This is a genomic window from Arthrobacter crystallopoietes BAB-32, assembly GCF_000328305.2.
Classification (GTDB): domain Bacteria; phylum Actinomycetota; class Actinomycetes; order Actinomycetales; family Micrococcaceae; genus Crystallibacter; species Crystallibacter crystallopoietes_A.
Map to the genome: position 1 here is coordinate 1 of NZ_ANPE02000074.1, position 24,295 is coordinate 24,295.

The 24,295-nt window shown below is 61.4% G+C and carries 15 protein-coding genes and 1 pseudogene; 7 read left to right on the forward strand and 9 right to left on the reverse strand.

The features are described from left to right. From D477_RS04260 to D477_RS04300, 9 genes and pseudogenes are all read right to left on the reverse strand, one after another. Positions 1–3,422: DUF4011 domain-containing protein (locus D477_RS04260; protein WP_150109996.1), on the reverse strand; the 3,422-nt coding region annotated here is incomplete at its 3' end. 221 nt (positions 3,423–3,643) lie between these two features. Beyond that, complete coding sequence (brxL, locus tag D477_RS04265; protein WP_005267608.1) at positions 3,644–5,689, reverse strand: protease Lon-related BREX system protein BrxL; 2,046 nt, start codon at positions 5,687–5,689, stop codon at positions 3,644–3,646. After that, positions 5,686–7,407: a BREX-1 system phosphatase PglZ type B gene (gene pglZ, locus D477_RS04270; protein ID WP_005267609.1), complete on the reverse strand. Its 1,722-nt coding sequence runs from the start codon at positions 7,405–7,407 to the stop codon at positions 5,686–5,688. The genes brxL and pglZ overlap by 4 nt, the downstream gene beginning before the upstream one ends. Continuing rightward, on the reverse strand, positions 7,296–8,012 hold the full coding sequence (locus tag D477_RS04275) for a hypothetical protein (protein WP_043845605.1): 717 nt from the start codon (positions 8,010–8,012) through the stop codon (positions 7,296–7,298). Before D477_RS04275 ends, pglZ begins: the two co-directional genes overlap by 112 nt. A 24-nt stretch (positions 8,013–8,036) precedes the next feature. Then, positions 8,037–11,177 (reverse strand): Eco57I restriction-modification methylase domain-containing protein, encoded by a 3,141-nt coding sequence (locus tag D477_RS04280; RefSeq protein WP_005267612.1) that lies wholly within the window; start codon positions 11,175–11,177, stop codon positions 8,037–8,039. 58 nt (positions 11,178–11,235) lie between these two features. After that, positions 11,236–14,691 (reverse strand): BREX system P-loop protein BrxC, encoded by a 3,456-nt coding sequence (gene brxC / locus D477_RS04285; protein WP_005267613.1) that lies wholly within the window; start codon positions 14,689–14,691, stop codon positions 11,236–11,238. Further along, a complete protein-coding gene (locus D477_RS04290; protein ID WP_005267614.1) occupies positions 14,688–15,245 on the reverse strand; it encodes a BREX protein BrxB domain-containing protein in 558 nt (185 codons plus the stop codon). The genes brxC and D477_RS04290 overlap by 4 nt, the downstream gene beginning before the upstream one ends. Positions 15,246–16,563: 1,318 nt before the next feature. Next, positions 16,564–16,841: pseudogene (locus D477_RS21680) on the reverse strand (transposase); the annotation flags it as partial. After that, the gene (locus tag D477_RS04300; protein WP_005267616.1) at positions 16,823–17,476 is read right to left on the reverse strand and encodes an NUDIX hydrolase; all 654 of its coding nucleotides are present in this window, start codon (positions 17,474–17,476) and stop codon (positions 16,823–16,825) included. The gene D477_RS04300 and the pseudogene D477_RS21680, both read right to left, overlap by 19 nt. Before the next feature lie 135 nt (positions 17,477–17,611). Here D477_RS04300 and D477_RS04305 point away from each other — a divergent pair, with 135 nt between their 5' ends. The 7 genes from D477_RS04305 (at position 17,612) to D477_RS04335 (ending at position 24,285) form a co-directional block, all read left to right on the forward strand. Beyond that, positions 17,612–18,499 (forward strand): ARPP-1 family domain-containing protein, encoded by an 888-nt coding sequence (locus D477_RS04305; protein ID WP_005267618.1) that lies wholly within the window; start codon positions 17,612–17,614, stop codon positions 18,497–18,499. A 62-nt stretch (positions 18,500–18,561) separates the two neighbouring features. Beyond that, a complete protein-coding gene (locus tag D477_RS04310; protein ID WP_005267620.1) occupies positions 18,562–20,040 on the forward strand; it encodes an ADP-ribosylglycohydrolase family protein in 1,479 nt (492 codons plus the stop codon). A gap of 182 nt (positions 20,041–20,222) precedes the next feature. Beyond that, positions 20,223–21,017 (forward strand): EcsC family protein, encoded by a 795-nt coding sequence (locus D477_RS04315; protein ID WP_005267623.1) that lies wholly within the window; start codon positions 20,223–20,225, stop codon positions 21,015–21,017. Between the two features lie 323 nt (positions 21,018–21,340). After that, positions 21,341–21,601: a hypothetical protein gene (locus tag D477_RS04320; protein ID WP_005267624.1), complete on the forward strand. Its 261-nt coding sequence runs from the start codon at positions 21,341–21,343 to the stop codon at positions 21,599–21,601. 396 nt (positions 21,602–21,997) lie between these two features. Further along, positions 21,998–22,576, forward strand: coding sequence for a ribonuclease HI (locus D477_RS22545; protein WP_190273517.1), 579 nt, complete (start codon positions 21,998–22,000; stop codon positions 22,574–22,576). Positions 22,577–22,693: 117 nt separating this feature from the next. After that, positions 22,694–23,779 (forward strand): sigma factor-like helix-turn-helix DNA-binding protein, encoded by a 1,086-nt coding sequence (locus D477_RS21050; RefSeq protein WP_005267628.1) that lies wholly within the window; start codon positions 22,694–22,696, stop codon positions 23,777–23,779. Then, the gene (locus D477_RS04335; RefSeq protein WP_005267629.1) at positions 23,779–24,285 is read left to right on the forward strand and encodes a hypothetical protein; all 507 of its coding nucleotides are present in this window, start codon (positions 23,779–23,781) and stop codon (positions 24,283–24,285) included. Before D477_RS21050 ends, D477_RS04335 begins: the two co-directional genes overlap by 1 nt. Positions 24,286–24,295: the final 10 nt, after the last annotated feature.

Below are 24,295 nucleotides of genomic sequence, written 5' to 3' on the forward strand. Positions count from 1 at the left end.
GCAGTAACAACAGCGCTGAAGGCTTCTTGCACGAGTCGGTTGTCGAGTTCTTGAAATGAGCCGACTAGCTGATCTCGGTTATCGGCACGGTAGGACTTGAGTCGTTCGTCGACCCCGATGACGGATTCGGCCCAGGGCTCCAATGCAGCGCGTTCGACGGCGTCGCAAACTTCGGCTGCGGGTGCGGCTTTAGCCTCTAACGCCGAAATGACGTCCGACATGCCTTCCCTGGCCATGACGTTGGTAAGGCGGCTGAATTCGAACCAGACGTCAATGTCCGTGGCTGCGCTGTCCGCCATCTCCTCGAGCAACGCATGCGCAGAGGACAACGAATCGTTAAGCGCGTTCTCGAGTTCATTCCGTTGAACCGGCACGAAAAAATACAGCAGATTATCCTTCGCGGCCCGCCATGTGTCCACAAGTCCAACCAACGAATGGTCCTCCGGACGGAATTCTTCCAAAAAGGGCACCGCTGTGGCGTCGAGCGGCGCCTTCACGACGTCGCGTACCTCGCGACACCATTTCCGGTCGGCGTCGATCTCGTCCCAGTCTGTCTCGAACCGCTGGTAGCGGGAGCCGATAAGCTCCGCATCGTCCGTAGCGGCAGCCTCAACTGCTACTTCCAGTTCGTGCAGCATGCCGATCTTGCCGATTCCCTCGACACAAGCATGCAGTGTAAGGCTTGAACCGCCCATCTCTTCCAGCCGCTCGCGTTCCGCTGAGGAGTTGGACAAGCGTTCCGCCACCTGTCCTAGAAGGGTCAAGACCTCGGGCAGCGGCAGAATGTAGAGCGCACTCGCGTACTCAGAATGCAGAAGTGACCGGACTTCTTCACGGACGCTGCTCAGTTGCTTTTCAGCGCGGTCCGCGGTGGGGATGAGGTCGAACTCAGGCTCAGTGCCCCTGGCGATTTGAGAAGCCAGAGCGCCTGGCGCAATGTCTTGGCCAGCCAACCGGATAGCTTCCCGTGCAACTTCGAGGGCGGCGCTCAGCCGGCCGAAATCCGTACTAGTTCCTTGATAATACTCGCCTAGACGTGGCGAATACTCCGTTTCACCACTGCTCAAGTCCCGTTGTGCCTGCTGCCAGGCCAAGGCTTCGTCCAACCTCGCAACGATTTCCTTGCCGGCGCCGCCGCTCTGCGTCACTCCCCGCAGCGTCTTCTTGTCCTCCCGCGCTTGTTTGCTCCAAACCTTGAAGCCCTTGCGGTCGGCGAAGCGGACCTTCAAACCTATCAAGTCGAGGTCCAATACTTCCGGCTTGAAAACGGAATTCAGAGTCTCTTCGCGTTCGCGCACCATGGCAGTCAAATTGTCGAGGACTCGGGCGCTCTCGTCCAGCGCTCCCTGCACACCCGGAATCAACCAGTTGGCCTCCGGCAGATTCCCCGACTGGGACAACCGTGCCAAGGCGATCAAAGCTTGCAGTCTGCCCATCGAAACAGTGTCAGGATCCACCTTGAACAGCTTGCCGAGCTTTCCTGCTACCTTGGCCAGCTGACCAAAATTCTGAATGAGCTCGCGGAGGTTGCCTGCGGCTTCTTTGATGTTGACGACTGTCATGTCGCCCAATGCTTCGGGGAATACATTCGGGTCCGCGGCCATCGCGCTTTTCAGAGTATCGAAAAGTTGACGGTCCTCTGACCTCCACGCAGCCCTGAAATTCGCGGAAATCTCTTCGATCGCAGTTAGCCGTTCATTGGTGATCCGGCGCAGCTCCATGACCCGACGGTCCAACTCATCGAGTTGATCAATGGTCCACCAAGAAGCAGGAACGAAACGTCCTATGCCATAGACCTTGAGCACTTCGAGGCGTTGCCGAAGTCCGTCGTCATTCAGATCGAAGTCCCTGAACGGCAGAGACGAGTCGAAAAACTGTGCCGCGTCTACCACACCGCGGACGGCCTTTGCGGCCGCAAGAGCAGTATCCTCGGCATTCTTGCGCTCGCTCATCGACATCGATTCGCCTCGCAGCCCGCGCCATAGGAAGGCATCGCCCTCTTCTGCGGGTCGCCACACGCCCTCAAGCTGGGCCGCGTGTTCCAAAAGCATGGCAAGCTGCTCAGCGCTCAGCTCGGAGAACGCATCTTTATCACCCGTGGGATAGTTCTCGACGCCGGTGAGCTGGGACAGTCGGCCGAGTGCGTCATGCAGTGATCTTCCCAGCGGTCGACGAATCTCGTTCATGGCCTGTGCGTATGCGCTCAACTCTGAACGCGTCTGCCCGAGCCGTTTCTGCTCCACGGCTCCGAACGATTCGCGAGCAACGGGTTTTTTGAGTAGTTCCGCATGTAAGGTCTGAACGACCTGTTTGCGGGTTGCCTTGTGACTGTGCAGCTCGAGCAGGAAGGGATCCAGGTTCCGGGCTGCAAGGCGGTCACGCACCACGTCAAGGGCCGCTGCTTTCTCGGACACGAACAGCACGCTCTTTCCGGTAGCCATTAGCTCAGCAATGATGTTCGCGATTGTCTGGCTCTTCCCCGTACCAGGAGGACCGTCCATGACAAAGCTACTGCCGTCGCGTGCTGCAATCACACAACGACGCTGGCTGCCGTCTGCGTCCAGAATACTGTGGAGATTCTCGGGGGCGATGACAGTATCGAGCTGCTCATCAGACGGTGGCTCGTAGGCGAAGGAACCGGCGCTCGGCGCCTCGGGACCGAGAGAGAGCAGCTGGATGAGGTTACTGCCGATAATCGTGTCTTCGTTCTGCTCCAGGTCCTTATACATCGCCTCTTTGTGGAAGCTGAAGGGCATAAGGATGGCCCGCGATTCCACTGTCCAAGTCGGCTGGCCACTGGTGGCCTGTAAGACACGCTCTGCTACGTCGGCGATCGCAACGTCGTCGTCGTCAAAGTCCGGCAGCTCAATTCCGAAGTCCCGGCTCATTTTTAACGACAGAGCTGTATTGAGGAAGGGCTCGTCGTCCGTGCGCCCGAGGACATACACCTGCCCGGCCTTGGTGAGGCGGACAGGCACCATCAGGAGGGGGCTGCTGACCTTCTTTTTGTCGGCCGGATCAACCCAGGTAAGCATGCCGAGTCCCAGATAAAGAACCCAGATGCCTTTGTCTGCGTACTCCTGTTCCGACCGTTGGTGCAGCCGCTTGCACGTCGATACGATCTGCTGGTTGGTTTTGCTGCGGACACGAAAGACTCGGTTCTCGTCGATCGCCGGGAGTCCAAGTTCGGCTGCAGTGTCGCCGTCGCCCTCCCCTGATTCCTCCGACTCCTCCGCACGCAAATGTACGGCACCGGCACGAATTAACTGCTCAATGCCCACCATGTCTGGCTCAACGATTTCAAACGACCCGCTCTTGGGGTGTGAAAAGTAGACAAGCTTCTGACGCCTGTCGATAGACAGCAAGTCCTCCCGCCATGCCCGCATTTGGGCAATGAGTTTCTTGCGAGCATCGGTGCTCAATTGAGCACTTGGCGCTGACCCCACAGCCTATCCCCCAACACCTAATACACTTTCCGTCGAATCTTACCTCGAATGGGCAAAGGTTTAAACAGCCAAAGCGGGGTTGGGGTTCTACCGCTGGTGCCTGAACCATCTGTACGATCTTTCCCTTGCACTCCAATGTCGTGTTCAGTCCCAGTGCCAGTCTGAATGGGAACTCATATTTGGGCGCTGAAGCGAGGCTAGTTGTCTATGGCTTTGATGAGAGCGTCTTGCGCATCAGTGTAAAAAATGAAGGAGACTTTGGCCGCGACCTCGTCTGAAACTTCAATCATCTGGCGGCGCGCCGACACAGGTAGCAGTAGCGCAGTCGCCCCTTTCTCCATAGCTAGCTCTGCAAGCTGGCCGGCGTTGGCTACGGGTTCTATGCCACCACCGAGAGTCAAGCTGCCTGCGGCGATAAGACCGCCGCGCACATTGCGTTGGAGCAGGCTGCTTGCCAATGCAAGCAGGACGGGGATGCCCAGTCCTTGTCCGGACTTCGCTGCGTCGAGGGCGCGCGCCTGGACCGTGAATTCATGTTCCCGTGGATCTTTGTCTCCCACGAGGAGACGAGCTTGGGATATGAGATTTTGTTCGGCGACCTTGACGCTTTCACGCAGGGACGCAGGGGCCGCCTGATTGAGTAGGCGTACGCCGGTGCCCGCCATTTCAGTCACATCGATCCGGTAAAGCCCCGGTCCGACATCTGCACTGCCTTCCGCCAATCCCCAGACCTGCCCGGGCGGCAACGGGTCCAAGCCGATGGTGTCCGGGCTTCGGAGCTCGGGAGTCGACACAAACTGCTCGATGCCCTCACCGATGCGGTATCCGAAGTGCGTGTTTCGGAACTCGGCGGCTCCGATGCGCCGTTGTTGTTCCTTCACACGCCGGCGGCATTCCAGCGCCAATTTGACGGACCATTCGAGGTCTTCGTCCGAGACTTCGGATGTGGCAGCAGGGTAGAGCAGCTTGAGCAGCCCGTCGATGGTCTTGTTCACGGCCGTGAGATCGCGTCCGGACAGAGCATCCCCGAAATGGACGCGTCCCTGAATTGCGGGTAGCCGGGATTGGTCCCTCAACCGAGCCCAGCATTCGGAGAGGAAGTCGCTGACCAGACCGAAATGTGCTGTGAAGTAGGACGGGTCGAGCTTGGGGACGTCCCAGCCGGGTAGGTACGCGTGGAGACGGTCCATGAAGGCCGTGTCGTCGCGCATTTCCTTTGGCAAGGGTGACAACAGGTGGCCAATACGCTGTTGGTGGGCGACGTCGACGTCGAAGTTGCCAACGAGAGCAATCGAGCCGTCGGCGCGGATGGACTCGCGTCCGCGGGAGAATTCTCCCGACTCCATGTAGCCCTTCATGATGTTCACGCCATCCTTCTGATCGAAGGAAACGCCCGAAACCTCATCGAAGCATACGACGTCGTACTGTGCGACAAGTCCGCGCTGACCGGTCGCATTGTTAACGAACATACGGGCCACTGTGGCTTTACCACCGGAGATTAGGTGTGCATACGGGGATACCTGCTGGTACAAATGGGATTTTCCGGTGCCACGCGGGCCGAGTTCGACGAGGTTATAGTTCCGGACAACGAAGGGCACCATGCGCAGCAGGAGCACATCCTGGGCCCTGTCATTGAGGCGCTCCGCTTCGAAGCCGACGGATCTGAGAAGCAATTGCTTCCATTGTTCGGTTGTAAATTGCTGCCTGCCGAGGGCCAAATGACTCAGTGAGTCCCTAGTCGATAGCTGAATGGGCCGAAGATTGGCAACGCCGAAGGGACGTCCTCCCTTTTCCTCAGCGATTGACGGGTCGTACTCCAGGTCTACCTCCGCATAAAAGCCTCCGGTAAGCATCCGTTCGTTAGCAGCGACTAGGGAATCCGAAATGCGTGCATCCTTGATCTGAAGGCTGGGAAGCTCGGCAAAGTATGAGTTGGACTTGGCATCAAGGCGAGCCTTCATAAGCTCGATGAGTTTGACCGCTCCCCGTTCGCGCGCACGTGATTTGAAGAGCTCCTCCTCGCCAGCGCGAACCGTTCGGTCGTCCATCAGCTTCCTGACAACTTCGAGCCCCTCACCGATCTCTTCGTCATCTGTGGTAGCGCAGTAGCGGCCCAGCAAGAACTCGCCCACGTACGTGGGTACTGGATAGGCCCCCTTGAACTTCTGAGCAAGGTCCTTGCGGACCACGTACCCTTCGAATGACTCTGCAGCAAGCTTGTCGGTTACATCCATCGCGCTCATGCTTCGCCTCCCACCGCTGTCTTGGCTTGACCAACAATTTTGCCGGCCGGATCCAGGAGCACCACGAACACCGGCTGGTTGAGTAATCCATCATCAGCGACAAGAAGCTTGGCCTCGCCATCCCGGAGCAGTTTCGGTCCAGCTACGCTGCTGGCCGCGTCACCCGACGCAGTGCGAATTTCAACGCTCATTCCTTCGACGGCATCAGCTACGTCAATCCGGCAGCGCATACCCGTCCACTTCAACGCTTCCAGCTTGGCCTCGAACGTCGCTTTACCGGCTCCCGTTGCAGATAGAACGGGAATGACACATTCCTGGAGGCTAAGACCTCCGTGGGTATATACGACTCCTGTCTCGAACGATCCCGTGCCCGGGGCAGACGTCATGGACACGGAGCTGTCCCACGTCCAGGGAACCGTTGGATATGTGCTCCCCGAAGCGGCTGTGGACAGCCGAGCCACACGGTCCTTCCGGCTCTTCTCCCCCTCTGTCAAATGCATCGGAACGGGTTCGACCTTCCGGAGAACCTGCGGAGCCAATAACCATCCATGGTCCGTGACGGTGACGACGCGTTTCCAACCGGCTTCGAGCAATACTTGGATACGGTCGGCAACGAGTGTAATCTCCGCGTCAATCCGGTCCACAAGCTTGTGCCCGTGTGAATGCCCGGACGAATCTAGGTCACCGATTTCGGTCCATCCTCGTCCTGACGGATCACCGAGCGCATCATTGGGCACCTTTTGGACTGCCGAAGCTTCCAAAGCCTTCTGAAATGCTGTTCCTTCGAGTCCTATACCGTTCTCGTTGCCGGCGGCGAACCCCGGTCCGGAACCAATGTTGATCGTCAAAGGTGCGACGGCGGGCTTGCCAGTCGGCGTGACGGTGGGAAAGGCAGCCAGACGATAATCGATACCGGTCTCGATTCCCCGGGCCGCAAGTTCCGATTGCAGCCGCTGACCGATGTCCATCCGGAGTCCGTCGACAAATATCACACAAGTGCCACTATGGACTTCCAGCCCCGTCTGGCCCTGATAACCGCTCGACACTGCCGCATTCTGGAATCTGGATGCCATGTCTTCCAGCCATGTCCCGTATAGCGACGTTAGTGCCGCCGCAACCGCGGTACGGTCTGCTGTCGTTCGGGCGGACGCCAACGCTCTGACCGCTGCGTCATCGATAGTCCAGCCGGAAGTGAAATACCATGCTGCCTGGTCATCCACTGAGCCGCTGGAGGCACCCGTTTCGGTCTGGAGGACGATGTCCATCAGAAACTCCAGAGCCTGAGCCAAGGGGCTCAGCCCTAAGGCGCTCCAGACCCAGTCTCGTCGCTGTCCGTGTATGGATTCGAGCGCGCGGATGGCATCGGCTGCTTCAGCAGCGGTCTCGGCGCCCAGGTCGGCGAGGCGACTGCGAAGAAGCTGCTCAGCGTCCTGGTTGTCAGAAGGCCACGAATCCGGATACCCGCCCATTTCAAAGAGAGTCCCACTATTAGATTTCGACTGATCCAACAACTCGGGAACGTGCGGGAACTTCTTCGGATTCTCCACGAAGCGTGCCCATACATGCTTCCAGTTTCCTTCCCGAGCTCCCAATAGGGCGCCGGCGGTCAGCACCGAGTCCTTGCGGGGATCGACGCCATATTGTGAAGCGGCCAGTCCGCAGAACGCGTTCCACCGGGAAAGCGCCATGGACTTCTCGACGGCTTCGGGATCATCCATCCATCGTAGGATGCCAGCACGTCATCAGGCAGAATCAGTTGCTGTATTCGCCCTGCATCAATCCGGCCAACTGATGTGAGCTCCTCAATGGAGTAATCCAGCATTTCAACCAGGCCGTCCTGCAAGGCTGCAAGAGTCGCCCCGTCTTTCGCCACGGACAGGTCTGCACCTTGAGGGCTGCCCAAAAACGCCAGCGGAGTCCATGGCTGCCCGTTCTGCTGCTGCCACCACTGCGCCCGATACTGCAGCTCCGCCAGCGGCTGCAGTGCTACAGGAGCCGTCTCCACGCCGCGGACATCGGAGCGGGACCAGTCCGGTAGATAGATGATCCAAGGAATCTTGCTATGCGGCTTAGCGAACTCTTCAGGGACACTGACGCCACCGGCAAGCAATGCGCGTATCCAAATCGCGGGTCCTTGCAGGCGCTCAGGTTCCCACTCGCCAAGAATGCAAACGGGAACCGCTTCCTGCAGGCTGGGGATGACCTGCTCCCAGAGCCGCTCGGGGTCGGGCCAAAGAACGCCTACCGGTGCGATCTGGCCGTTGCTGTTGTGCCGTGCCGCTGCCCGTAGGGACGCGGCAATCGCTGCCCTGAGCTTCGTCATGCCGTGGTATCTCCGACCACGATATTAGCTACGTGTCGCATGCTTCTCCTGAAGGGTGAGGTGAAGGTCGTTGATCCTGTCGGAACCGTCGGCGTTCTTGCCTCTGTCCTTTTCCCATTTGACCCCGACCTTCGAGCGCAGGACCCCGGCGGTGACAAACGGACGGATGTTGATCCTGACGCCGTCATCCAGGTCCGGATCCCAGCCAACCGGCTGGTCCTTGAGATCCTTCCAGCGGACAAAAATGTCATAGGGGGCATCACCTTCAAGGATCAACTTGAGCTTGTTCTGGAGCCCCTCGGCAGCGCGCAGCCGATCCTCGGCACCGGCCACCCCGGAGGACACGTCCTCCCGCTGTCGGGAAATCCAAGTACCCAGAATTGTGTAGGTGAGCTTTTCCAACGTGGCCCGTGTCAGCCGGTGGTAATTCAGCAGAGCAGAGAAACCGTCCCGGCGCCCGTCCCACACCTGCCAGATAAACGGCCGGTTCTGAAATACCTTCACGTGATGCGCGAAGAACTTATCCCGCAGCCACCCCTCAACCTTCCCCGCCTGGCCTCCAGCGGCCGTCAATAAGCCATCCCGCAGCCCCGGCGACCACTCATTCCCGTAGGCGGCCGCGAGTACGTCCAGCAGTCTCTCGGCCGCACTTCGCTCCCCCGCCACCGCCGGAATGCAGACAATGCCGTCCGTATCCACCAGGTCGCCCAAACCATCGTCGGCCTGCTCCGGCCAGGCATACCCCAGCAACCGGCCGACAGCGACCTGCAACGGCTCGGCAGAACCGGCGATCCGCCCGGAGAACAGCCACTGGGTCGGGTCATCCGACCCCGGCTCGGGCAGCGGCCCGGTCGCTTCGGCAACCGCCCGCCAATGCTCCACATCGAACGGCACCTTCACCAAGGTGGAATTCGTCACCTTCATGACATCATCGATTTCCCTAACGGCCTCGTTGAACTCGGGGCTGGAGCAGAACGCCCAGATGGCCAGCAGGTCCTTGTCGTTCTTCGGCAGAATGACGGCGGTGTTGTTGTCGAACAGTTCCCCTGTATAGAGGGATACGGGCAGCTTGCCCATCTGGGAAACAGCCACTCCGCGCTTACCCCATGCGTTTTTGCCGCGCACGTAGGCGCCAGGTTCTTCGCTTAGCGCCCCTGCCCCTTTCTCCCACCAAATAATGTGCTCCCGGCCTCCATAGGGAGCAGTTTCTCGCACCGTGCTTTGCTGGTAAGCCCAATCGGGGTGAGGAAGTGTCCGCTCCCAGAAGAAACGGCCGAAGCGAGGGTAATCGGCGGTCGCAATGCCTTGAAGCCCATCTGCCTTAGCACCAAGCAAAGCAGACTTGTCGAGCAACGAGACGGTGATTCGCTGGTCGGGGTTGGCAAGTTGAGTTTCCTGCTCCAGGACCACCAACGGACCTTGGGACAGCATGAGCGCCTTCGCGTCGGGTCCAAGCGAAGATTGGGCCCGAAGACCCATGAAGCGGTGCTGTGCTGCGGCCCGGCCCGTTTGAATGATGGTAAGTACAACCTTCACCACTTCGCCGGTGATCTGCCGGAAGGCTCCATGTCCAAGACGCGCGACCGCGTGGAGTGTGCGGTTGTCCAGCAAGTCCTTGCGGAAGCGCGTGTAGGTGGTCAGCAGGGTCCAGTTTTGCGGGGAAACCGTGACCACCAGGCCGTTTTTGCCTGCAAAATCGAAACACCGCTCGAGGAAGGCGGTCGCCAGATCCCCCTTGGCGGCAGGATGATGTGCGTCGATGTAGGACTGCAAGTCGGCTGACATGAACGTCCGCATCAGGTACGGCGGATTGGTGACAACCAATGAGTACTGCCGGCTGAGCAGCTGTGCTGCCCTAGCGACGTCGTTCACGGTGTCGCCTAGGACCGTGCCACTGTCTTCTTCCTCCGCGACTGCGGTGCGGAGGGCGTTCCTAACCTTGTCCCAGTCGGTGCTTTCGAGTGTTCCGGTGCGCCCCAGCAGCGCGCCCTGTTTGGGACCGCTGACAGGATTAATGAGCGAGCCGAGGGTGTCGGCGTTGCGGAACTGGGAATGCAGCCGGGCCAAGGATCCCCGCAGGGCCTGGTCATCACCGGCAAGATCCTCCCACTCCGATCCTGCAGCGCGGACCGGGATGCCGGAGCAAGCCACGTTAGGGGTGGGCAGCTGGCGGTATCCGCCCTGTTTCCAAGCCTCGAGAACGAGGTTGAAGGTGGCCAGCTGGGTGCAGCGCGGATCGAGCTCCAGCCCAAAAAGGTTGTCGCGCAGTACCGCGTCCTGCGCTTGGGCCGGCGTCAGGGACTCCTGCTCGGCGCGCATCCGCCAGAGCATACCGAAAGCAGCAACCAGGAAGTGCCCCGAGCCGCAGCAGGGGTCCAGGACGGTCACGTCGGATGCCGCCGCCGGCCAGCTTTCGTAGGTTCCGGCGGCAGGTTCCCCATCGTCGGTCCGCCGCAGGTACTCCCATCCGTCAAGCAACGGTGACCCGGGGTTTCCGGCCGCCCACCAGGCACCCAAGGAGTTTTCCAGCAGGAAACGGACCATATAGTTTTCAGTAAAGAGCTGGGTAACAGGTGAGAGGTCCGCACCGCCGACCTTGTTCCCGGCGTCATTGACCTGCTTTTTGCGTTTGGTCTGCCAGAACTGGTAGACCCACCCCAGCGCATCCTCACACCGGAAAATGTCTTCGGGCAGCCCCATGATGATCTGTTCCAGCTTCTGGCTATCCTCCGGGGCGAAGCTGATACAAACGCACGGATCGGTGAGCCGGAACACCCCGGGAAGGGTCTCGCTGGCGAACCGGGCGGCTACCGCCCACGCGTCCGGCTCGGCCAGTTCGGGCGCGAGTTCCGCACATTCCTCGAGTGTCACGGCCATCCCGATGCCCGGATGGATCAGCAAAGCGTTGACCTCCAGGAACCGCGCAAAAAGCAAGCGGTGCCACTGCTCGTAGGCGACCTCACCCATGAGCAGAGGCAGCGGGCTGTCCCCGCCCACCCGGTCCCCGAGCTGGCGGGCCTTGGCCCTGAGCTCGCGCCGGAGGGCGCGCTCGCCGGCGTTCAGGTATGCCGGAGCCTTGTCCTGGGACACCCCCAGACGCACCACTTCGTGACGGGCGGCGGACTCTGCCGTCTCGCGTCCGGCAAGGACCGCGGCTTCGAGCAACCGCCGCTCGGAAGCCGACAGAACGCGGCCGGGAGCTGTTTGTGTCGTCAAGCTAACCTCAAATCACAATCGAAGAATGGGCGCCCAGCTCTGCGAGCAGGTACTCCCGCAGCCGCTGCATGTAGGCATCGACGTCCTCCTGTGTTGCCAGCGTCGCACCGGGGACCGACACCTTCTTCGCCTGCGGAATCAACACCCTGACAGCTTCCGCCCTGGCGTTAGAGAACCGTCCGGAGAGGGCCGCGGCCCGGTCCTGCCAATTGGCGACGGACGTGGAGTCTAGTTCATCTGCTATCTCATGCGGAGTGCCCACTGCCGGTTCAGGCTGACGTAGGAGCTGATTGTCGGCCAGTATTTGCTGTGCCGCGGCGGCGTCGAGCGACTTCCAAGTCGGGTCCGCTACCAAGGCGTTCATACCCTGTTCAAATTCAGCCGCATACCCGGCATACGCCAGTTTCACGGCGTCACGCAACCTATCCGCCAGCTCACCCACGACCGGGCCGACAAGGTCCTGATCATCCAGCAGCGACCGGTTGTCACGGATGGCCTCTAAGTGGCCGACCGCGGAAGGCACGTCGGCCAATGCTGCGGCATGGCGGGACAATCGTTCGGCTAGCAGCCATCTGCCCAGCCGGTCAGCACGCCGACCTTCAAGTTCGTCCAACAGCCCGACGAAGACCGCCACTGCTTCTGTTGACTTTGACAAGGCGGAAATGAGCTCGTTTCCCTGCAAGCCCGCCAGCCCAGCAACAGGGGCTGGCAGATGTACCGAGGGCAACGGTGCTTCCCCAGATACAGAGGCGGCACGCGACGTCAGCCGTTCGACCAGAACGGGAGCTTTGGCCGATTCCTCACCCGATACACAGCTGATCCCTGCGAGTTGGAGGGTCTTGCGGGCAGCGATCCGCTCCTGCACCCCCACAGAAACCGCTTCTCTCAAATAGCTTGCGGCGCCAACGCCGGTGCTCGGGATAGCCGACGCGATTACGTCCTTCCCGCCGACCTGCGCCCGGAGGTCACCTGAGGCCAGAAGAGCGAGCAGCGCACCATGGATAGGATCCTTCGTCCACCCGTACGGGGCTTTGGAAAACTTGGAAACAATCGACGAACCTACGGTCCACGCTGAGTTCAAGCTTTCAAGCACGAGCTTCGCAACAGGGTGCATGTTGGTTTCCCCCGTATGCCCCACTGCTTCCAGCGGCGCAGTGTTGCCGCTGCGCGCACGTTCGACGACCTTAGCCCAGGCCGGGTTATCTGCAAGTGCAAACTGCGGAAACATCCGGTCAGCGGAACGCAACGCTGCGGCTTCGACGCGGGCCTTCAACGTGGTTCCCTCAGCCACGAACCCGCCAGCTTGGACCACACTGGCCGCGCCGACGACTTCGTCCACCAGCGCATTCAGCCTGTCCTTGGCCGAGTCCCGCACGGACTCGATCGAACGCCTAGCGAGGCGCCCTTCGTCCGTGCTCGGTTGCGGACGCACTTCCACGGCCTCCTTTGCCGCGTGATAGGTGGAAAGCGCGTCCCGAAAATCCTCCGGACTAATCTGGGGCAGGTAGACTCCGACTACAGGCGATTCGGTGCCTAGGCCTTTCAGTTCATCGTGGAACTGCTTCTCAGTCATGGCCCAGCCAGTGACCACGCCTACGGGAATTGCGTCGTCACCCGCTTCAGGCAATTCACCGCGTGAAACAGCAAGCTGTCTCGGGGCCTTGGTTTGCCCCTGCATTACTCGCACGGGAACGACGGCAGAAATGGCCTCGGTCAATGCGTCCTCGCGCAGCATGGAGACTCGGCCGGAGTCACCGATCAGCGCCGCCTTCCGTGCTCGGTAGTCCTGGTCCCATTCCTGACCCTCCGGAGTCTGGATCCGGTACTCCCCGCTGATTTCCTGCAGTTTGCCTTCCTCCACCAAGATCGCCAAGATCCGGGGGACGTCCTTGCGGAGCCAGGTCCCAGACGAGGAGAGGCCCTCAACCAGCAGGTCGGCGATATGGTCGGCAGTGGGGCGTACGCCGGTGTCCTGTAACCCAGTAGCCGGCAGCAGACCGATCAGGAACACCGTTGCCAAGACACGGGCCCTAAGCGGACCGTCGTCGGAATTCAGACGTTCGTCCTCAATAAGGTTTTGGGTATCCCGAAGCAGGACCCCGCTGGACTGCATCGACCCGGAGTTAGCCTCGTAAATGTAGTCGGCACCCACGACGGTTCCCAACGGCTGGTCGGCAACGTGCTGGTTGGCCTCGTTGATTACGCGAAGCTGGGAGCGCAACTGCCCGCCCTTGCCCGATGTGTCCGCGTTCCGCAGGACTTCCGCCCAGAACTGACGCCGCGACGGCAGCAGGGGATAGTCCAGGACCAGCGAAGCATTGTCAGACTCGCGGTGCTGGATCTTTGCCCCTGCAAGCTCCCGGCTGATTTCCCCGCTGACCTCGTCCAAGGCTGCCTTGATTTCACTTGTGCGAGCCGGATCCTTCTTTAGAACGACCTGCCGCACGACGGTGTCGACGTCCTGGGTCTTGAGCTCAATCTGCACGTTGAACCTGTCGACGATCTTCTGCAGAATCTGATTGCCGGTCATCGCCGACTGCCCAGTAGCAACAACCAGCAGCTTCGAGTCAAAACGGGAGGAACAGGCTTCGACCAAATGCTGGACCCGCAGCGCCTTCCCGGCATCATCATTGATGTATTGCTGGAGTTCATCAAGAACAACCAGAGTTAGGGGAATGGCGTCCTTCTGCCCGGAAACGGTTTCAAGCACTTCGTGGACCTGGTCCACGAGTTCATCGACGGCAAGGGCCGCCTTGTCCGGAAAACTCTCCCGCAGCTGCTTCAGAAGCTCGGTTGCATCGGACGCCTGCCCCGGGTTATGCGCCAGGATCGCTCCGGCCAATGGACGCGAAACATACAAATTCCTCAGTTCAGACTCAATATCCCGGCCGTGGCTCGCCAAGGTTTCGGCGACGGCTTCGTAAAGCCCCTCCGACTTCAGCCACAGGGCACATCTGGCAGGACCAATCTTCGTCGGCAATCCCGCAGCCTGATAAAGGATAGCCAAAAAACTCAGTTCGATTTCCTCCGCCGCCCCGGCGCCCAACGTCCCGGCCGCAGACCACAGCGGGACCCCGGACCGTTTTGCCGCTGTCGTCAGTTCCGTCAGGTGGTTCGCGATCTGCGGCGAGACATGGGCCAGACCACGTGGACTGGCGCCGTCGGGCAACTCCTGGTTCGTCCACAGGTATTCAAGAACTCGAACCAAGTGCGATTTGCCGCTTCCAAAGAAGCCGCTGACCCACACGGCCGGCTGTTCAGCACGGTCCAGATGCTCCAGGTAGCCGCCCAGGATCCGATCCAGTCCTCGTTCATATTCGCCTTCACAAACGAAGCTGGTCAGCTCATATCGCAGGACACCCCACTCTGCCTCCGATTTCGGCGGCAGCAGCTTGGAGACTCCTGTGTTCGGAATGTCGCTAGTCCTTGGATCCTTGGCAAATACCTCATAGTTAACGGTCACAGTGCTTCCCTTCCCCCAGTAATTGGAATAGCCCGGTAATTCCACCCGTCCCTGGCATCTAGCAGACGATAGTTCGAGCCGGAATGGTGGCCCGGAAAGAAAACGACCAGACGTCCCCGTACAGCCGATTCCGCCGACTCTATAACCCTGCTCGCGCGGGTAAACGGGAACAACGCGCCCGCCCCCAGGACGGCGACCACGGTGTCGTCATCGACGCCCTCGCTCGTCAGGGCAGCGGTCAGCCTAGCCGTGACAAACTCATCAAAATCCTCAAGGGCCGAGCCAGACAGCAACTCCGGCTCGGCAAAGAACGCATCTGCGTACTCATGCTCGGCCATCCACTCCCCGAAGACATCCGCTAGGTCCAGGTCTACCCAGGCGTGGCCACTCTTGATCGCGCGGTGCTGGAACTCGCCCAGCTGCGCGCGGAGACGGCGTTCAATCTCCGGCTCGTAAACTACAAGCCACACCCGTTCCGCGGGGGAAATATTCCGCTTCCACGGCAGACGCACCTGACGCTCGAAAGCATCGGCGATATCCATAATGACGCTCATCGGTCCCGCCCCTCATCGCCCCGCATAAGATGCGAAAATTCAAGCTCGTCAACCCCGCCTGCCGATCGTAGCTCCAAGTAGCCCAGCCGAGACGCATCCTCCGCCATAAACCGCACATGCTCCACACTAGTGTCCAGAAGTGCCGTCCATGGCGTATTCAACAGCAGAGTGCCGCGCACCCCGGACAAGTGTCCAAGAAAGAGTGCGTACGCGGTCGCCGCCGGACGAATCTGAGCCCTTGTGCGCACCTTCCCCGACTTCCCGGAGAGGTGCCCAATTTGTTGCCATGACGATGCAGTGTTCCGGCCAACCTTGGCCAGCGTTGCAGGGCTCAAAACCTGCGGAAATACCATGCCCACCGCGTGAGCGAGATCCCCAGGTGTAACTAGTTCACCCGAGTTGCAGTCACGGACGGCGGAAAAAGAAGCTCTTAGGAACTCGTCGCGGGAGAAAGCGAGCAGCCCTGCCAACAGAGGCCGCGACTGACTGTCTTCGCCCCACAAGTCACGCATGGCACGAAACGGCAGGCAACCAACGTCAAGGGAATAGACCTCTCGGAGATGCCGGTAAACCCGGCGACGGCCCGACTCTGTCGCCCTCCCCAGCACATTGTCTTCAATGACGAGCTCAGCATAGTCGTCGACAGATGCCCTGACCGGCGCAACATTCAACAGTTCAGTCAAGTAGGAAAGACCAATGGTGTGACTCGCCGTCGTCCTGAGGTGCCGCCACACTGCATCACTGCAGTCGCCCATTACCCATTTGCGCCTTCCTACAATCGCTCCGCATGCGCGCGGTGAATTCAAAATCCAATGATATCGAGAAGGATATCGGCTATCTGCCGACGATCACCCCCAACATCTAGTCATTCTAGAGCGTGCTTCCGACACTTTTGGCCCCGACCCATGTCCGGGGCCAGCCACGGAGGTTCGTAGGACTAAGTTGCATGGTCGGTCAACCTGCTTCCTGGCCCTTCCGTGAATGTCCGCCGACACACAGAGCCCGTGATCCGTTTCGGAACCGAATTCCGCGTCACTCAACATGCCACCGCGCTTACCCGTTCGCCACCCTGGATGCTTACTGCGGCTGCTCCTTTAAATTGGCTTGTCCGGGCGAAGCTAGTCACCGCCAAGGAATGAATCAATAACTGCAGCTTCTACCCACTCGATCCATCATTGCGCTGAATTGGCACCACCGCTCGTTGCGAGTTCTTCATCGTCCATACTGTTGATGAGGTTGATGAGCTAGTCGCGAAGGGAAAACTCTAGCGGCGTCAGTGCCTGCTTGTACTCAGCGGCGAGGAAATAGGAATGGCTGTCCGGAGATCTCGGTTCTTGATCTCCGTCAGCACCTCAAGCCAGAACTTCGCGCCCGCGGCGCCGTCACCGGCCCACAGCCCGAGGATGTCGCGTTCCCCCGCAGTGGTGGTGACCCGATCGCCACGTAGACCGGCCGGTTTGTGACCTGCCCGGCCCGGACCTTGACGTGGATCGCGTCGATAAACACCACCGGGTAAACGCGGTCAAGAGGCCGGTTCTGCCACTCTGTCATCTCGCCGATGACCTCCAACAGTCGGCTCATCGTGGCCGACGGAACAACCTCGAAGGGCGGCCGCGGGCCCCGTCCGTCATTTCGCCGGTCGGAACGAGTTGGGGTTCCATGAGTCGGCGGAACGTGTCGCGCTGTAGTTCTTCGCCCATGACGGCTTGGTGCACCATGCGCAGGTCGCGGAGGGTGAAGGCTCCTGTGAGCAGGCCACCGGGATCCGGCTCTGACCTATAGGCGGCGCGGGCGCGTTCCATGGCCTTGGCGATGATAGCGGGATGGTCGTAGGGCAGGTCGGGGACACGGGCGGCCACGGGCAGGAGTTTGACGCCGTCGGTGGCGAGGGCCTGCTCGAGTTCCTCAAGTGGCACGACATCCACGTGGGCGACGGACAGGACCCAGCCGCGGGGATCGCGCCGGGGTTCATCAAAGACGTGCAGTTGCTTAGGCTGGCGCCCGGAGACGTGAGCTTTTTCGCGAAGCGAGCGGAGCACGGCGTCGGCCAGCCGCTCCCCCTCGTGCAGGAATGTCCCGGGGAGCGCCCAATCGTAGCCAGGCGCCTTGTAATGGGCGACGACCAAGATGCACAGCTCGTCTCCGGAAACTGTCAGTACCGCGGTGTCTACTGCTACCGAAGGGCGAGGGTAGTCGCTCAGGCGCTTGCCGGCGTCGTTAGTGATTGCCACAATTTCAATTAACTCATAGTTGCGCAAAGCCGCAAACTGCCCTACTCTCTATTTTGAGCAAAGACGCTCTAAAGATTCGCCGCAGGGAATGAACCTCGAAGCTGAGGTGCAAGCCGGCGGCAGATTGGGGGAATCATGAAGATCAGCACTCTGCACATCGGGGCCGGCACGCAGCTCGGCCCGCTCACGCTCTTCCCGCTCTGGACTGAGGGCCGTGGCGCTGTCGGCCTCACGACGGGAGCGGCCGCCAACCTCCAGGTGACGGAGCTGGCCTCCGGCCCGCAGGTTTCCAAGCTGACCGTCACGAACCGCGACACCAAGCCGGTGCTGCTGCTCGAGGGCGAGCTGCTGGAGGGCGGCCACCAGCACCGGGTCTGCGCACGGGACGCGATCCTGGCGCCAGGCGAAACCCGCGACATCGACACGTACTGCGTGGAGCAGGGCCGCTGGGGCGGAGCCTCAGTCCACGGCCGGTCCGCCCGGCGGGCGCCGCTGAATGTCCGGGCGGAGCTGAACCGTGCCGCCCGCGGACAGCAAACGCAGGGCCGGGTCTGGCAGCGGGTGGCTCGCTACCAGGGCCTGCACACGATCTCCGGTTCCGGCTCGCTGGTTGAGCATCTGGATGCCGGCACGCGCCACGCAGGTCTCGACCTGGCCAAGCTGCCGCGCCCGATCGAAGGCCAGCGCGGCGTCGTCGTTGGTTTTGGCGGCAAGGCCCTGATGCTGGAGCTCTTCGGCAGCCACAAGCTGTTTGTGCAGCACTACCGGTCGCTGGTGGAAGCGGCGTGGCTGGACATCCAGCTCTTCGCCGGCAATGTACCCAGCATCAAGACACCGGCACAGTCCGCCCGCGACCTCGCGGTCCGGCTGGCCGAGCTCGGCACCCGGCTGGACGGCACGGCCATCACCACAGGCGACGGCCGTGTGACCGCGAGCGGCATCGCCTGGGCGCCGCCGAAGCGGATGCCGGCGCTGGCGCACCTGAGCAGCTGGGACACGCACCATCCCATGATGGCGATCTGACCGCCGCCGCTCCACCTCATCCGCAATACTTCACTCATCACTTCGCGCCCCTTGGAGGCCTTATGAACCTGAACTCTTTGCAGAATGACCGCGCCGCCGGCGTCCTCGTCACCCTTGCCGCCGGCGATGCCCTCGGTGCCGGCTACGAATTCGGCCCGGCCCTGCCGGACACCGCCGACGTCAGTATGAAGGGCGGCGGACCGTTCGGCTTCGCCCCCGCCGAGTGGACGGACGATACGTCCATGGCGATCGTCATCGCCGAAGCCCTGCTCGAGGCCGCCGGCGAGGGCCGGAGCCTGGATGAACGGACCAAGGGTGCGATGGCGCAGGCATGGTCCGACTGGGCACGCGGCGCGAAGGACGTTGGCGTGCAGACTCGTGCCGTGCTGGGGCGGGCCGGCGCCGCCGTTACCGCGGAGGGACGGAGTACGATCACGGCGGCGGATGCCTACGCCGCGTCCGAACAGGTGCACCGCTCCACCGGACGCTCCGGCGGCAACGGCTCGCTCATGCGCACCGCTCCCCTGGCGCTGGCCTACCTCGGCCGGCCCGAGCGGGATCTGTTCGACGCCGCCCTGGAGGTCAGCGCCCTGACCCACTTCGACCCCGAGGCCGGCGAGGCCTGCGCGCTCTGGTGCCTGGCCATCCGTCACGCCGTGCTTACCGGCGAACTCGATGTCCGTGCCGGGCTGCCGTTTCTGACAAAGGAGCGGGCCGCAGTGTGGGCCGTGCGAATCGAGACAGCCGAGGCCAAGCTCCCGCGGGACTTTTCCCACAACGGCTGGGTGGTCGAGGCATTCCAAGCAGCGTGGTCGGCAATTACGACGACGGCGGGCGCGGCTTCCGGTCCGGCGCACCTGCGTGCCGCTTTGGAAGCGGCTGTCCGTGGCGGCAACGATACCGATACCGTCGCCTCGATCGCCGGCGGGCTGCTCGGTGCTGCGTACGGCTTTACCGCTGTGCCGTTCGAATGGCGGCGGAAGCTGCACGGCTGGCCCGGGTACAAGGCGCGTGATCTGCAGCGGCTGGCCCTGCAGCTGGCCCGCGGCGAAGGGCGAACCGAAGGCCACTGGCCGGACCTGCCGGTCTTCGACAACTCCACGTACATCAGCCCGACGCGGACCGACGTCGTCGAGCACCCGCTCGATTCCGACGTGCTCCTCGGCGGGGCCCCGGCCCTGTCCCGGAACGACTACGACGCCGTCGTATCCCTCTCCCGCGTCGGCACCGCCGAAACGCACGTCGACGCATCTGACCACGCTGCCTTCTGGCTGCTGGACGAAGCCGGCGCTGAATCCAACGCGCATCTGGAATACGTGCTCCAGGAAGCCGCTGCCGCCGTCGCGCTCTTCCGCTCCGAAGGCAAGCGCGTGCTGCTGCACTGCGTCCGGATGGAAAGCCGCACCCCCACCGTCGCCGCCCTCTACGGCGCGCTCCTCACTGGCATGACTCCAGAGGAAGCCCTCGACAAGGTCCGCGAGGTCCTCCCGCACGCCAACCCGAACCCCGGCTTCCGCCAAGCGCTGCGCCGCCTCTCGTGAGTTGGGCAATGACTCGATCGACTTGCGGCGGGCGGTACGCGGCGCGGTGTTCAGCGTAAGAATTTATACCCCGCTAAAGTGCTCAAAGGGCTCTCGTTATCACAAATAGTGAAATCGGTCGCACTGTTCGGCGGCGCGCTTGCCGCCTTCCGTATACTCGCAAGATTTAGAGAGGGGTAGCTATGGCTAACACGACCGATGAGACGACGCCTACCGCTGAGGAGACGCCGCCCGTCGAAGCAGAGGAGACGGCGAGCACTGTTGGGGATACGCGACACGCTGACGAGACACCCACCACTGCCACAGAGAAGGCGTCCGCACAGCTACTGAAGCTGGTTGACAACGTGATCGACAAGGGTGTTGGTCCATTGACGGGATCGATTGCATGGGCGGAGGATCGACTCTCCCGCATACAAGGGGACCGGTATGAACCCAGCGCCGACCCAACACGGAAAATCCGGCCGGACGAGCAAGAGGATATCGAAAAGGCCATCAAGAGGCTGATCGTCGAATCCGTTGAGGCTGCCGGTGTCAACGGCTTTGTGACCGGGCTCGGTGGGTTCATTGCAATGCCGGTGACAGTACCCGCTAATATGGCGGGCGCACTCGTGATCAATGCACGGCTCGCCGCCGCGATCGCCTACCTACGTGGATATGATCCCAAGGATCCGCACGTACGAACCGTGGCCACGCTCATCGCGGTGGGCTCGAACGCCCAGCAAATCGGGAAGGTAATCGGCATCAAGGTTGGCCAGAAGGTGGCCATGCAGGCAATCAAGAGGCTCCCGATCGTGGTGATTCGCGAGATCAATAAGAAGGCCGGTTTCATGCTCTTGGCCAAGTACGGCTCGAAGCGTGCGCTCGTTACCTTAGCGAAGGGCGTACCGCTGGTCGGAGGGGTGATCGGCGGTGCTGTGGACGCGACCATGACGAGCGTGATCGGCCGCACTGCGAGAGCGATGTTCCCCGTCGACTGACGGTTCGCTTTAGGGCAGCCACCATCGCCCATGCGCCACGCGTCCCGGCTACTCGGCAGTCTCAGGTAGCCGGGGCGAGGCCCCGCGCCCTCTAAAGATCGGGGTCTTCCGGCATAGACATGCTCGTACTTACCATCTGAAGACCCAGGCCTGACCGAGCGGCGTATCTCCGGAATCCGACCCAGGGCTGAAGTCGCACTACTCGAGCGAGTCTCCATTTACCGTGGCCAACTGCAAAAACTGTCAGAGGCAACCTCTACCGTAAAAAGTGGGGGCAGGCATCCGCTGCCACGACTGAATTGCGGACATTCTTGGGGGGAATTATGAGCGACGGTTACGCCATCTTCGATACGGGTAACGAGCAGCGGGACCCGGTCCGGCTCCGGCTAGGACACAGCAAGAAGATGGAAATCATCCGAGGCCTGCGCGCAGCTGGCCTGCGGTCCAAGGGAGCCGTGCTGGACTTCCTGATGAAGACCACCGGGCGGCCGATCGCAAACCTGACCGAGCTCTATGACATCGAGGCGGCCAAGATTCTGACTGAACTTCATCGGATCAGCCGCCGGACAACTTTGCATATCTAACAAGGGAGCACCACAACCAACACCAATTACCAGGCCGAGGAGGTCGTTATGCAGTTTCCAGTTCCAGTTCCACCCGTCCGACGCTTCATCAGCGCTGCCGACGCACTCACCAGCCGTAGCGGAATCTCCGTCCACACGGAGTACCGCCGAGGCCACTTCCTCTGGGCAGCCGTCCGGACAGCGGGCGAACATGTCGCCGGAATCCGCTCCGGGTCGGTCATTACCGAGTCTGTCAACGGCAGCCAACATGCGCTGCTGAAGGCAATTTGCGACGCCGTTCGGCAGCTTCAGTGCGGCACCTCCGCCGACGTTTTCTGCCTCAGTGAGGATCAGGCGGAATCACTGCGACTGCTCGGCATCGACGTTTCGGCTCTGTATCCTCCGGCGCCTGCTGTCTTGGCGTTGCAGGAGGCAATCAATGCGCGGGTCCAGGAGCTCTTCGCCAGGCTGGAGATCGCGACTGATGCCTCCCGCGGCCAGCGTTCCCGCTGGGTTGGGCATGGCTGGGTCCTAGTGTTTCCGGATGGAATGAAGCCGTCCCTCGGACACAAGGCCATGGATGGTGGCAGTGTGTTGGAGGGCGAGCTCCGGGCTATCCGACTGGCCCTGCTTGCGGCCCGAAATATTTACGTAGGCGCCTTGGACGGACGCAGCGCCGTCACCGTCAGCTCGGACAGCCAGCTTGCGCTGCGTATGATCAACCAGCCCGGCTTCGAGCCACCCTCCGCCAACGGGCGCTGCGCCAACGAAGTCCTGCGCATCCGAGGACTCGTCCGCTGCGCCAACGTGGATTTCAGATGGGTCAAGGGCCACGCCGACAACATGCCCAACATCTACGCGGACCGCTTGGCTGTGCTCTCGAGGCGCTGCCAGGAAGCCGGCCTCTCCGACGAAGAGACGTCACGGCTAGCGGCCGGAGTACGCGAAGAAGCCCGCAACCAGCTGCTCGGCTCAGCCCTGGCCTTGGCCGCCTAGAAAGAACCACTGCTTGCAGGCCTCACGAATCCTGTCGGAGCCGGCTGATAAATAGTCCTCATGGAACGGCCGGCAGCCGCTGCCCTTTCAACCTTATTCCCGACTTTAGGAGAATAGATGACCCTAACCCTTCCGCCGGCATTGACCGGCGCAGCCGGCTCAAAGCCGGTTGCAGCTACAGTACCGCAGCAGCAGCTCACCCAGGACGAGCGCAACGCACTCTGGGTCGAGCGGTACATCGATGGCGAGACATTGGAAGCCATTGGCATTGATTACGGCGTTACCCGCGAACGCGTCCGGCAGGTAATCACGAAACTCGGCGGTAGCCTTGCACAGGAATCCCGGCAGAAACGGATCGAAGCACGGCAGGCACATGCACAGGCCCGTGCCGATGAGTTCATCGGACGATACGGCGACATTGCGCGGCAGATTGCAGCCCAAGGCTGCACACGTTCCCAGACCATCAACCGGCTGAAGTACGTCTTCCCAGAAATGGACGAGGATTTCGCTGAGACCGTGCTCCGCGAATCCGACATCGTGTTCGACCATGGCGCTCAAAACATCTTCTCGGATGCCATTATCAAGGCCGGTGTCTACTATCTCGTCGGTGCCGAACTCGGGCTGGCGCCGGAACCGGAATACACCGCGGTCCATCTGGACCTTGAGCTCATGGAGGAGCTCGCCGGGATCCTACAGGGCGGCACAGCCAGCGACGAGGACATAGCGACAATCCTCGGGGTCATTGGTGCCGCACATCGCCACGTCGCAGAGAATCCAACGACGACGATCACCGGCGCGCGCTATGAAGAGTTGCGCGACGAGCTGGTACCCGCGCTCGGCTGGGAGTCCCGCAAAGGCTCGACGCCTTGGCCTCCCACTCGCCAGACACTGATGGGCCGATACAAACTGTGGAACACAGCGCTCGAGTCCATGGGACTCGCAACCGCCGCGCTCGGCCGCGCACCCGGACTGGTCAAGTTCGACGAGGAGGATTACCAAGCGGCCATCGACTCGTTCGCGCAAGCCATGCACAACCAGGGTCTGCATCCGAGCATTGAGCGATACGAGAACTGGCTAGCCGCTACCAAATCCTCCGGAGTGGAGCGCCCTTCCGGTTCATCGGTCCGCAACTTCTTCGGCGGCTGGTCGGCGGCTGTTCGCGCTGCTGCGGTCGAGCTGTCTAAACATGGGAAGGAGAACTGATGAACGGCGATTTGAGGAACAGTCCCATATGGCAGTGCGTCATCGAACTGCATCGTCAGGGCGTTTCCCTAGATCGAGTTTCAAAGGCGCTGCGCATTCCTGCGGAGGAAATTGCTCGAGCCATAGGCACGTGGACGGGAGTGGAGTGCAAACGTCCCAAGGTAGCGAAGGACGGCACAACGATCTGCCCCCGCTGCGCCAAAGAAGCCTGGCCGGTTCGCTTCGGCATGTGGATCCCAGAGCGGGACAAGCCGGCGCCGAAAGCCGTCATGGCAGGATGCGTCATCGGTCCTGACGCCCCCGAATGGGCCTGCCAAAACGACGGCTGCGGCTACAACTGGCGCGTCGACACGCACAGCACGACGGGCATTCCTGATCGCCTCGCCCTAATGCAACTGCGCCATGAGGGCTTGTCGCTCGAGGACATCGCCGAACTATACGACGTCGAGCTGACGGCAGTGAATGCTGCTCTGCACGACTCACCGGGATTGGAACACGGCCAATAGAAATCTGCAG